Genomic DNA, 11,349 nt, shown 5'->3' with positions numbered 1-11,349 from the left:
GCGGGCCCTCGAATCCGGATGCGGATCTCAGTGCAGCACGACCGGGGCCGCGCCCTCCTCGTCGCCGGCCGTCGCGGGGATGCGCCGGCCCCAGATGGCGAACAGCACGAGGGCCGCCGCAGGGAACGCCGCGCCGATCAGCAGGCTGGTCGAGATGCCACGAGCCTCGCCCGAGATGGCCGTCACCCCGACGAACACGGTGGTCAGCACCGCGACGCCGATGCTGCCGCCGAGCTGCTGCATCCCCTGCAGGAGGCTGGAGGCGGCGCTCACCTCGTCCTTCGGCGCCTGAGCCATGGCGATCGAGGTGAGCGGGGCGAAGGTGAGGCCCGCACTGATGCCGAGCACGATCGCCGGGCCCAGGATTCCCGACCAGAACGTGCTGGCGGCGTTCATCTGGCCCAGCCAGACGAGGCCGATCACCATTCCGCTGAGGCCGGCGACGCCGACCACCTTCTCGCCGATGCGGGGGAGGAAGCGGGGAGCGATCTCGTTGGTCACGAGCATCGCTGCGACGAACGGCAGCAGCGCGAGTCCGGTGCCGAGCGGGTCGAAGCCGAGCACGTGCTGGGTGAACAGGGCGGCGAAGTAGAAGAACCCGAACATCCCGGCCGGCACGAGGAGCATGCCGAGCAGTGGTGTCGCCGTGCGCATGCTTGAGAAGAAGTGCAACTGCACGACGGGGCTCGAGTGGCGCCGCTCGATGAAGATCAGCCCGACGAGCGCGACGATCGCGACGGCGAAGGAGATCAGCGTCTGCGGATCGGTCCAGCCGTGGCTCGCCGCGCGGGTGAACGCGTAGACCAGCGCGACCATGCCGATCGTCGAGACGGCGGCGCCGCCGACATCCAGCTTCGCCGGTACCCGCTTCGTCTCGCGCAGGAACAGCGCGGCGCCCGCGATGATCAGGATGCCGATCGGCACGTTCACGAACATCACCCACTCCCAGCCGAAGCTGGTCGTGAGGAAGCCGCCGAGGATCAGGCCGATCGCCCCGCCGCTCCCGGCGGCGAGCACGAACAGCGACATGGCGCGGGCGCGGTTCTGGCCCTCGGTGGTGTTCTCGACGAGCAGCACGAGGGTGCTCGGCGCTGCGATGGCGGCGCCCACACCCTGCAGCACGCGCGCTGCCACGAGCACCTCCGGGGTCGGGGCGAAGCCGCCCATCGCCGACGCGACGATGAACACGGCGACGCCGACGATCAGCGCGAGGCGTGCTCCGACGATCGAGCCGATCTTGCCGCTGAGCAGGATGAGGCCGCCGAACGCCAGGGCGTATGCGGTGACCACCCAGGAGAGGTCGGTGGGGGAGAAATGCAGCTCCTTCTGGATGTCGGGGAGCGCGACGTTCACGATGCTGGCGTCGACCACGAGCATGAGCTGCGTGATGAAGACGACGATGAGGCCGAGGGCCGGGCCGCGGAGGCCTCGGCGGATGGATACTGCCGGTGTGTTCGATGTGTTCTGGCTGAGTTCGGTGGTCGTCATGCTGGCGCATCCGTTTCTCGGGGACGTAGACTGCTATACGGAGAGACTCTCCTCTTGAGTGTTCAAGAATACGGAGACTGTCTCCGCTTTGTCAACGGTGACGAAGTGAACAGTTCGGAAAGGAAGCCCACGTGGCCGGCGAGACCCTCACTCAGGCCAAGCCGCTGCGCGCGGACGCGCAGCGCAACTACGACAAGATCGTGCAGGTCGCGTGCGCGGCGTTCAGCGAGCACGGCGTGCAGACGTCGCTCGACGACATCGCCAAGCGTGCCGGTGTCGGCGCGGGCACGCTGTACCGGCACTTCCCGAGCCGCGACTGCCTACTGGCCGCCGCGCTGGTGGAGAGCCGGCAGGGCCTGGACCAGCGTGCGGAGGAGCTCCTGCAGCATCCGGATGCCGGCGAAGCCCTCAACGAGTGGCTGATCGATCTCGCTCGTCACCTCTCGAGCTACGACGGACTTCCCGACTCGGTCGCCGAATCGGTCAACGACGAGTCGTCACCGCTGACCGCGCCGTGCAGCATGATGAAGTCCGCGACCGCATCGCTGCTGCAGCGCGCCCAGCGTGCCGGCGCCGTGCGCGACGAGGTGCAGAGCGACGATCTGTTCGTCTTCGCCAGCTCGCTGGCCTGGGCGGCGAACAAGAGCGGCTACAGCCGCGACGACCTGCGCCGGGTGCTCAACCTTTTTCTGGCTGGACTGCGCTGACGAGGGCGCGGCCGCTGACGTGTGGCTGCCTGGCGCGTCAGCGCTTGCGGTACGGCGCCTTCACCAGCTGGACGATGGCGCCCAGCGCGAGCGCCCCGCCCACGACGATGACGAGCCAAATGAATCCGATGAGATATCCAGCCATGGGGACACGGTACACCTCGGCACGCTGGCGGATCGGGCGGACCAGGCGGATACTGTCCGCATGATCCGGATCGGTTCCATCGTGTGGGGCGTGCGCGACGTGCAGGGCGCCATCCGGTTCTGGACCGAGGCGCTCGACTACCGCACGCTGCGTGAGCCCGATGTCGACTGGGCGATCCTCGTGCCGCGCGAAGGACACGGTCCGCAGCTGGCGATCAGCCAGGTCACGTCGACGGCGCACGATCATCAGCGCCACCATCTCGATCTCTACGCCTTCGACCAGGAGGACGAGGTCGAGCGCCTCGTCGGCCTCGGTGCCCGTCGGGTCGACTGGGAGTATCCGGACGATGCCGACTACATCGTGCTCGAGGATCCGGACGGGAACCGCTTCTGCGTCGTGCAGGCCGGCGAGGTCGCGAACCACCTGTGAGACCGGGGTTCTCGCGCACTGTGAGAGAACCCTCAGCGCTCGCAAAGCCCCCGCCCACGTCCGCGACGCACAATGATCGAGACGCCCGATCTGGTGTGGTGTCCTCGACCCGGCCGCGGTCCCTGAGATCCCCCCCCGACGGTGGCCGCGACCGGGTCTTCCGCCACGGGGCGTCTGCTCATCGCCGCGGCGGCGACGGTCCTCGGGACGACCGGCGTCGCGCGACGATGTGCGCACGATCGGCCATCCGGATGCCGCCGCCGGGGCGGCCCGGGTAGCCTCGACGGGTGACCACCGCATCCACGACGCCCGTCCGCTGCCCGTGCCTCAGCGGGGAGACGTACGACCAGTGCTGCGGCCCGATCCATCGTGGTGAGCAGGACGCTCCCACCGCCGAGCGGCTGATGCGTTCGCGCTTCTCCGCGTTCGCCCTCGGTGACGTCTCCTACCTCCTGCGCAGCTGGCACCCCTCGACCAGACCGACGTCGCTCGAGCTCGATCCCGGTCTCCGCTGGTATCGGCTCGACATCGTGCGCACCGAGAAGGGTGGTCCGTTCGACCGCGACGGGATCGTCGAGTTCGAGGCGTACTACAAGGGCGCGGACGTGGGGATGCAGCACGAGGTGTCGCGCTTCGTCCGCGAAGGCGGCACGTGGTTCTACGTCGACGCGGCGTGAGCGGCTACGCCCGGTGTCTCACTGCCGGGACGGCTCGACGAAGCGGTCCCACAGCCACACGCACAGACTCAGCGCCGCGAAGGCCAGGGCGGCCAGCGTGACCATGAGCCAGTTCGCGCCCGACTGCACCAGCGAGGCGACCGGGAGCAGCAGTGCGAACAGCAGCGTGTAGACCACCAGGCTGAGCCCGAGCCAGAGCAGCCGCGACCATTGGAAGACGGCGCGGCCGGCGAGGGCGCCGACCGGGATGAGCGCGACGGCGGCCGACCCGATCGCGAGCAGGGAGATGGCGTTCACCAGTTCGAGCAGGAACGCCGACACCGCGCCCGTCGGATGGGGGAGCACGCCCACGGTCAGCCAGGCGAGCACGCCGATGCCGGCGAGGCCGGCGAGCTGAACGGAGGCGATCTGACCGCGGGCGACCCGGCTGGCCCCGTCGGCGAGCACCACGCCCAGGATGAGTCCGAAGAGCAGTGCCGGCTGCAGGCCGAACACCCGGGAGAGTATCGCCATGGCTCCGACGATGAGCAGCTGATACGGCTGGAAGACGATGCGCGCATGGCCGCCGGCGAGGTGCGGGGCGGTCCAACGCGCGAGGCCGACCCAGAGACCGTTGACAGCGACGAGGGCGATCGCGATCGCCAACACGACGCGTACGTAGGCGGCGGCGTCGTCGACCGGGCTCGAAAGGGTCACGAGCGCGGCCGCGGCGACGAACGCGGCGGGGATGGACCAGCGGCTGTGGGCGGGGAGCGCCGATGCGGCCGGCGCGTCCGCGGCAGCCGAGCCGGCCGGCCCGAGTCGCGCATCCGCTTCGCGAAGCTCGGCGCGGCTGCGGTTGCGCCCGAACAGGGCGGCGCGCCGCGGCTCGCGCTCGCCGGAGCGGGTGCGAGCGATGGTGCCTGCGAGCAGGCGCGCAGGCAGCGCGAGCAGGAGCAGCGCGGCGACGGCAAGCAGCAGGGAGCGCAGCCAGCCGGGGAAGGCCTCCGCTGTGACGACGGGCGCCGACGCCGTGGTGAACGGTGTTCGCATCCAATCGGGCATCCCCGGCAGATGCTCCCCGGCGTACGGCGACGGGGTCGGGCTCGGTGCCGGGGGCACGGCGGGCGCCGCCGATGATGGGGGAGTGGTCGGTTCCGCGGAGGGCGAGTCTGGCGATCGGGGCGTGCCGCTCGGGCTCGGCGACGGAGAGGCGAAACGCAGAGGAACGGTGTTGCTGCCCGGGCTCACGTTGCCGGCCGCATCCCGCTGCAGGGCCGAGATCAGGAAACTGCCCGATCGCAGCGTCCCCTGGCAGCGCCAGATCCCCGCCGCCACGGTGGCCGTGCAGACCACCGTGCTCCCCGCGTCGTCGCTGGCGTAGACCGTGATGTGCGCGCCGGTCTCGCCGCGTCCGGCGAAGGTGACCGCCTGACCCGGCTTCGCGATCGCGCCGGTACGCGGCGACGTGATCGCCGGTCGCCCGGGCGCCGTGGTGTCGACAGTGATCGACACGCGGGCGCTCGCCGCGGAGCTCTGCGCAGAGAAGTCCGCGCGCTGGCTGGCGGTGACGGTGTAGTGGCCGGAGGCGAGGCCGCCGAGCACGCAGCCCCACGACCCGTTCGAATCGGCCGGGAATCGGCAGGTGGCGCCGTTGCTCGCCCGCACGGTCACGTCGGCTCCGGGATACGCGGTGCCGTGCACGCCACCTCCGGTGATGAGGCCGCCGGGAGCGCCGTCGATGGTGGGCGGGGAGAGTGCCGCCACCCTCGCCGTCGACGAGAGGCCGGTGCGGACCGACGTGGCGCGGATGACGACCGATGGGCCATCCGGGAGGGAGCCGAGCGCGCAGGCCCAGCGTCCGGAGGCGGCGACTGTCACGGTGCACCGGGAGCCGGCGGATCCGCCTGCGCCGCCGGAGATCTGCAGGCGGTCGCCCGGCGTTCCCGATCCGGTCACGCGCAGCGGGAGGGCGGTGACGAGGTCGCTGCCCGGGTCGTCGATGGTCGGGGCTTCAGCCGGCGGGGTCGGGGTGCCGGTGGGTGTCGCGATGTCGCTCGGTGCGGTGTCGGCGGGAGACGCCGCACTCTCGGGCGGGCTTGATGATGGCACGGCGTCGGCGTGCGCGGCGGGGACGAGCGCTGTCAGCAACGCCGCACTGAGCAGCACGGTGAGCACAGAGCCCACGATGAGTCCGGTCGACCCCCTCGACCGGACTGGTGGTGCATGAGACAGAGATTGCGCCATTCCACCCCATTTCAGGTGCCACCGGCATCGCGTGTCAAACCGGCGGGCCGGATTTACGGCATACTGACAACTGGGTCAACCGTCCCACTTCTCGCGCAATGTGGCGCCCGAAGCTCCGGAGCAGGAGAGAAATGACGCGCATCTCCGCCGTCGACCGCCGTGCGGCACTGGTTCGTGCGGCAGTGCGGGTTGTGGCGCGCGACGGTGTCGCCGCCGCGACGACGCGGGCGATCGTCGCCGAGGCGGGGATGTCGCTGGCGAGCTTCCACTACGCCTTCACCTCGCGCGACGAGCTCATGGTCGAGTTGATCAACGCCGTTGTCGACGGTGAGGAGTCGGCCTTCGCTCCGGCACTCGCCCCTGTCGAGGGCGGCGTCACCATGCGCGACGCCGTGCGCGCGGGCCTGGAGCACTACCTCGACGGCGTGCGCGCCGATCCTGACCGCGAGAAGGCGATGTTCGAGCTCACCCAATGGGCCCTGCGCGAGCCGGGCTTCGAGCAGCTCGCCCGCCGTCAGTACGACCGCTATTTCAGCGTCGCGGAGTCCGCGCTCGCGAGCGCCGCCGCGCTCACCGGATGCTCGTGGACCCGGCCGGTCGCCGAGATCGCCCGGATGCTCGTGGTGCTGACCGACGGCCTCACCATCGCCTGGCTAGTGACCCGCGACGACCGCACCGCCACCGCCACCATGGATTTCGCCGCCGACGCGGTGGCGATGCTCGCAACACCCGCACGTCCCGATCTCGCACCACCCACCGCTGACCCGATCGCGAGGACCCGATGACCCAGACCACACTCCCGGCGGTGTACGCCGAACCCACCAGAAAGGTCACGGGGCGCTGGATCGCGTTCTTCGCGATCGCTTGGCTCGGCATCTGGATGGCGCAGCTCGCGCCGATCCAGAAGCTGCTGCCCGACCAGGTGACCGCGCAGCTCAAGTCCACGTACTGGGTCGACAACGTCGTCGCCTTCGGCATCATCTCCGGGATCTCCGGCGTCTGCGCGATCGTGGCCTACCCGCTGACCGGCGCGCTGTCCGACCGCACCACGAGCCGCTTCGGGCGCCGTCGCCCGTGGATCGCGATCGGCGCCGTCGTCTTCGCCGTCTCGCTGGTGCTGCTCGGGGCCCAGACCTCGATCGTCGGCATCGGCGTGTTCTGGTCGCTCGCCCTCACCGGTTTCTGCATCCTCACGGCCGCCCTCACCGCGACGATCAGCGACCAGGTTCCCGTCGACCAGCGCGGCTACGTCTCCGGCTGGCTCAGTGCGCCGCAGGCGATCGGAATCATCCTCGGCGTCTCGCTGGTGACCTACGTCTTCGTCGGCACCTTCCTCGGATACACGGCGATGGCCGTGCTGCTGCTGGTGCTGGTGCTGCCGTTCCTCTTCCTTCCTGATGCGGTGCTTCCGCCGGAGCTCAAGCAGAAGATGACGTTCGGCGCGATCGTCGAGAGCCTCTGGATCAGCCCGCGCGAGCATCCGGACTTCGGCTGGACGCTGCTCAGCCGGGTGCTCGTCAACTTCGGCAACGCGTTCGGCACGACCCTCCTGCTGTACTTCCTGCAGTTCGGCCTGAAGGACCCGCACGCCGAAGACGACCTGCTGGTGCTCATCCTGATCTACATGGTCTTCGTGATCATCGCCTCGCTGGTGATGGGGCGCTGGTCCGACCGTATCGGCCGGCGCAAGGCGTTCGTCTTCCTCTCATCGGCCATTCAGGGCGTCGCGGCCCTGCTGCTCGCCTTCGTGCCCGACCTGTCGGTGGCGATGGTCGCCGCCGGTCTGCTCGGCCTCGGCTACGGATGCTTCCTCTCCGTCGACCAGGCCCTCGCCACGCAGGTCCTTCCCGACCCGGAGAACCGCGGAAAGGATCTCGGCATCATGAACATCGCCACCGCCGTCCCCCAGGCGATCGCCCCGCTCATCGGCGCCGGAGTGGTCGCGGCGATGGGCGGTTTCATGGGTCTCTTCATCATGTCCGGTGTCTTCGCGTTCGCGGGTGCTCTCGCGGTCGCCCGAGTGAAAGCAGTGCGCTAGTGCCCATCGATCTCTCCACCCGACCAGCCCCCGCCGAGCGCACCTGGACGACGCCCGACGTGTTCTGGCCGTCGCTCTCGGCGGCGACCGCCCGGCTCGACCCGGCGCTCGCCGTGCTCCACCTGCCGGCGTTGCGTCACAACACGCACGACATGCTGCGGCGAGCGGGCGGCAAGCCCATCAGGGTCGCGTCGAAGTCGGTGCGGGTGCGCTCGGTGCTGGATGCCGTGCTCGCGCTCCCCGGCTACCACGGCGTCCTCGCCTACACGCTGCCCGAGGCGCTCTGGCTCGCCGAGGGCTCCGACGGGCATCCGCCGATCGAGGACGTGGTGGTGGGTTACCCGACCGCCGACCGCGGCGCGATCGCCCGGCTCGCCGCCTCGCCGGAACTGGCGGCGCGGGTGACGCTGATGGTCGACTCCGTGGCGCAGCTCGACTTCATCGATGCCGTCGTGGCCCCGGATGCCCGCGAGCGCATCCGGCTCTGTCTTGAGCTCGACTCCTCGTGGAACAGCCCCGTTCTCGGGCACATCGGGGTCTGGCGTTCCCCTCTCTATGCGCCCGAGGCGGTACGCGCGGTCGCGGAGGCGATCGTGCAGCGACCGGGCTTCGCGCTGGTCGGGATGATGGGCTACGAGGCGCAGATCGCCGGGCAGGGCGACAATCCTCCCGGACGTCCTGCCTGGGGCGCGACGCTGCGCTGGGTGCAGAAGAACTCGAAGGCCGAGCTCGCCGATCGCCGCGCGCACGCGGTGGCGAGCGTTCGGGAGATCGCCGACCTCGAGTTCGTGAACGGCGGCGGCACCGGCTCGCTCGAGTTCACGGCGTCGGATGACTCGGTCACGGAGATCGCCGCGGGCAGCGGCCTGTTCGGCGGTCACCTCTTCGACACCTACAAGTCGTTCCGCCCGGCGCCTGCGGCGTCGTTCGCGCTGTCGGTCGTACGCCGGCCCGCACCGGAGACCGCGACGCTGCTCGGCGGCGGCTGGATCGCCTCCGGTCCTCCCGGCGCCGACCGGATGCCCCAGGTCGCCTGGCCGACCGGGCTCTCGATGGTCGAGCGCGAGATGGCGGGCGAGGTGCAGACGCCGCTCACCGGGGCGGCCGCGGGCGTGCTGCGCGTCGGCGACCGGGTCTGGCTGCGCCACACGAAGTCGGGCGAGCTGAGCGAGCACGTCGACGTCTTCCACCTCGTCGACACCGTCGACGGGCGGGCGGCCGTCGTCGACGCGGTGCCGAGCTACCGGGGCGAAGGCAAGGTCTTCCTGTGACGGCGACGGGGGCCGTGTGGCGCAACTGGGGCAGGACCGAGACAGCGCGCCCGGCGCGGGTCGAACGACCGGCGACCGCGGAGGCGGTGCAGCGCGCGGTCTCCGCGGCCGCGCGGCAGGGGATGCGGGTCAAGCCGGTCGGCGCCGGCCACAGCTTCACGGGCATCGCCGTGGCGCCCGGCGTTCAACTCGACCTGACCGACCTCAGCGGCGTGATCGCGGTCGATGAGGAGCTCGGGCGGGTGACCCTCGCGGCCGGCACCCGGCTCCACCAGTTGCCGCGCCTGCTGCGCCCGTACGGGCTGGCCCTCCAGAACATGGGCGACATCGACCGGCAGACGATCGCCGGTGCGACGTCGACGGGCACCCACGGCACCGGAGGAGGCTTCGGCGGCCTCGCGACCCAGATCGTCGCCCTGACGCTGGTGAACGGCGCCGGCGAACTGGTGCGGGTCAGCGAGACGGAGAACGCCGAGTTGCTGCCCGCCGTACGACTCGGTCTCGGCGCGCTCGGCGTGATCGTCGACATCACGGTGCAGTGCGTGCCGGCGTACCTGCTGCAGGCTGTCGAGCGGCCGGAGCCTCTGCAGCAGACGCTCGACTCGTTCCTGGAGCGCTCGGCCACCGAGGACCATTTCGAGTTCTACTGGTTCCCGCACACCGAGACGGCGCTCACCAAGACGAACACCAGGCTCCCGCTCACCGAACCGCGCGCTCCGCTGCCCGCATTCGGCCGCTGGGTCGACGACGAGTTGCTCGCCAACGGGCTCTATCGCGGCGTGTGCGCCCTCGGGACGGTCGTTCCCGCGGTCGTCCCGCCGTTCAGCCGGCTCGCCCAGAAACTCACCGGCAACCGCGACTTCACGGATGTCTCGCCGAGCGTCTTCGTGACGAACCGCTCGGTGCGGTTCCGCGAGATGGAGTACGCCATCCCGCGCGCATCGGTGCCGGAGGCGCTCGCCGAGGTGAAGGCGCTGATCGAGAAGCGGGGCTGGCGCATCTCGTTCCCGGTCGAGGTGCGGTCCGCAGCGGCCGACGACAACTGGCTGTCGACGGCGCACGGCCGCGAGACCGGCTACATCGCCGTTCACCGGTATTACCGCGAGGACCCGGCCGAGTACTTCCGGGCCGTCGAGGCGATCATGATGGCGCACGGCGGGCGACCGCACTGGGGCAAGATGCACACCCGGGATGCCGAATCACTGCGCTCCGCCTACCCGCGGTTCGACGACTTCGTGGCCGTTCGTGACCGTCTCGACCCCGAGCGCCTCTTCGCCAACTCCTACCTCCAGCGAGTGCTCGGCGCCTGAGTCCGCCGAAAAACGCCCGTTTCGGATGTCCCCAAACCGGGTGTCGACGACATTCTGTGCGCCGGCTGAGGAGTCCTCGGATTTCCGCGTAATTCCGGGGATTTCTCGGCTTTTTGCGAAAACGGGCTGAAACGGATGTGACGAATGTGACTCACGAGAATCTTGACAGCTTCTCAGTTCACTGAAACACTCCCTGCTAGCTGTGAGTTACCTGAGAGTTATTGAGAATAATTCATCTTCAGGAGAGGCCCCGATGTCCGACCGCATCACCCGTCCGTCCGCCACCGCGCCGCGACGCCTGCTCGTCTCCGTCGTCGCCATCGCTGTGGCCGCCGGTGTCGTCGCCTCCACGGTGGGCGCCGTCCCCACCGCGGCCGTCGAGGCGCGTGAGTCCGCCCGAGCGGCCGCCGTCACCACGCTGGTCGCCTCGCACCGGGCGTCGCTCGCCTCGGCCCGCGTCACCACCGCCGACACCCGTCGCACGGCTGTCGCCGCCGCAGCCTCGACCGAGATCGCGCGGGCGCGCTCCGTGCTCGCCTCGAGCGCCGGCCAGGCGGCGGAGAGCGGCCGCCGTGCGCTCGCGACGGCGATGGCCACCACATCGACCCGGGCGGCGACCTCGACCGCGTACCTGGTGACCGCATCCGTGGTTCACCTGAAAGAGGCGGAGAAGGCGGTCACCGACTCGGTCGCCGCATTCAAGGCGGCGGAGAAGAAGCGTCTCGCGGCGGCAGCGGCTGCCGCAGCGGCCGCTCGTGCGGCCGCCGAATACCAGCAGGCCCAGGCCGCCGCGTCGTACGCGAGCGCCGACAGCGGCTCGCACAACCAGACGGTGCAGGCGGCTCCGGCCGCGCCTGCTCCGCGATCTGTCCCGGGAGCGTCGTCCGCGCCCCCGGACAACTCGGGGTGCGGTCCGTGCCCCGGCGCCACGCTCGTGCTGACCCCATCGGGATATTGGGGTTGTCCGTAGCCGAGCTCTGACGGGGTCCGTCCGACCACGGACGCCGTCAGTGGAACGATCGTGGCGTCGACTTCTCCGGTGTCGGGCACTCGGAGAA

10 protein-coding genes are annotated in these 11,349 nt (G+C 70.4%); 8 read left to right on the top strand and 2 right to left on the bottom strand.

Going from position 1 to position 11,349, the window contains the following annotated elements:
* Positions 1-27 precede the first annotated feature (27 nt).
* The gene (locus PKE84_RS00550; protein WP_271175247.1) at positions 28-1,488 is read right to left on the bottom strand and encodes an MFS transporter; all 1,461 of its coding nucleotides are present in this window, start codon (positions 1,486-1,488) and stop codon (positions 28-30) included.
* Positions 1,489-1,619: 131 nt separating this feature from the next.
* Between PKE84_RS00550 and PKE84_RS00545 the strand changes: the two genes are divergently transcribed.
* The 3 genes from PKE84_RS00545 to PKE84_RS00535 all read left to right on the top strand — a co-directional run bounded on the left by PKE84_RS00545 (position 1,620) and on the right by PKE84_RS00535 (position 3,446).
* The gene (locus PKE84_RS00545) at positions 1,620-2,195 is read left to right on the top strand and encodes a TetR/AcrR family transcriptional regulator (protein ID WP_271175246.1); all 576 of its coding nucleotides are present in this window, start codon (positions 1,620-1,622) and stop codon (positions 2,193-2,195) included.
* 205 nt (positions 2,196-2,400) lie between these two features.
* Positions 2,401-2,769, top strand: coding sequence for a VOC family protein (locus PKE84_RS00540; protein WP_271175245.1), 369 nt, complete (start codon positions 2,401-2,403; stop codon positions 2,767-2,769).
* A 287-nt stretch (positions 2,770-3,056) separates the two neighbouring features.
* Positions 3,057-3,446 (top strand): YchJ family protein, encoded by a 390-nt coding sequence (locus PKE84_RS00535; protein ID WP_271175244.1) that lies wholly within the window; start codon positions 3,057-3,059, stop codon positions 3,444-3,446.
* A gap of 18 nt (positions 3,447-3,464) precedes the next feature.
* Here the strand turns inward: PKE84_RS00535 and PKE84_RS00530 are convergent, their stop codons facing one another.
* Positions 3,465-5,603 carry an Ig-like domain-containing protein gene (locus PKE84_RS00530; RefSeq protein ID WP_271175243.1) on the bottom strand — a complete coding sequence of 713 codons (2,139 nt, stop codon included), beginning with the start codon at positions 5,601-5,603 and terminating at the stop codon, positions 3,465-3,467.
* A gap of 200 nt (positions 5,604-5,803) precedes the next feature.
* On the opposite strand from PKE84_RS00530, the gene PKE84_RS00525 reads away from it, so the two are divergent.
* From PKE84_RS00525 to PKE84_RS00505, 5 genes are all read left to right on the top strand, one after another.
* Positions 5,804-6,457: a TetR/AcrR family transcriptional regulator gene (locus PKE84_RS00525; protein WP_271175242.1), complete on the top strand. Its 654-nt coding sequence runs from the start codon at positions 5,804-5,806 to the stop codon at positions 6,455-6,457.
* A complete protein-coding gene (locus PKE84_RS00520; protein ID WP_271175241.1) occupies positions 6,454-7,710 on the top strand; it encodes an MFS transporter in 1,257 nt (418 codons plus the stop codon). Before PKE84_RS00525 ends, PKE84_RS00520 begins: the two co-directional genes overlap by 4 nt.
* Positions 7,710-8,981: an amino acid deaminase/aldolase gene (locus PKE84_RS00515; RefSeq protein WP_373877093.1), complete on the top strand. Its 1,272-nt coding sequence runs from the start codon at positions 7,710-7,712 to the stop codon at positions 8,979-8,981. The genes PKE84_RS00520 and PKE84_RS00515 overlap by 1 nt, the downstream gene beginning before the upstream one ends.
* The gene (locus PKE84_RS00510) at positions 8,978-10,291 is read left to right on the top strand and encodes a D-arabinono-1,4-lactone oxidase (RefSeq protein WP_271175240.1); all 1,314 of its coding nucleotides are present in this window, start codon (positions 8,978-8,980) and stop codon (positions 10,289-10,291) included. Before PKE84_RS00515 ends, PKE84_RS00510 begins: the two co-directional genes overlap by 4 nt.
* Before the next feature lie 253 nt (positions 10,292-10,544).
* Positions 10,545-11,261: a hypothetical protein gene (locus tag PKE84_RS00505; protein ID WP_271175239.1), complete on the top strand. Its 717-nt coding sequence runs from the start codon at positions 10,545-10,547 to the stop codon at positions 11,259-11,261.
* The last annotated feature ends 88 nt before the right edge of the window (positions 11,262-11,349 follow it).

Source organism: Leifsonia poae, from assembly GCF_027921845.1.
GTDB classification, from domain to species: domain Bacteria; phylum Actinomycetota; class Actinomycetes; order Actinomycetales; family Microbacteriaceae; genus Leifsonia; species Leifsonia poae.
This window is presented reverse-complemented; position numbering and strand designations above follow the sequence as displayed.

Excerpts from the sequence above, each read along its gene's own strand:
- PKE84_RS00550 (WP_271175247.1), bottom strand. The coding sequence starts at position 1,488 with ATGACGACCACCGAACTCAGCCAGAACACATCGAACACACCGGCAGTA.
- PKE84_RS00540 (WP_271175245.1), top strand. The coding sequence starts at position 2,401 with ATGATCCGGATCGGTTCCATCGTGTGGGGCGTGCGCGACGTGCAGGGC.
- PKE84_RS00525 (WP_271175242.1), top strand. The coding sequence starts at position 5,804 with ATGACGCGCATCTCCGCCGTCGACCGCCGTGCGGCACTGGTTCGTGCG.
- PKE84_RS00520 (WP_271175241.1), top strand. The coding sequence starts at position 6,454 with ATGACCCAGACCACACTCCCGGCGGTGTACGCCGAACCCACCAGAAAG.
- PKE84_RS00505 (WP_271175239.1), top strand. The coding sequence starts at position 10,545 with ATGTCCGACCGCATCACCCGTCCGTCCGCCACCGCGCCGCGACGCCTG.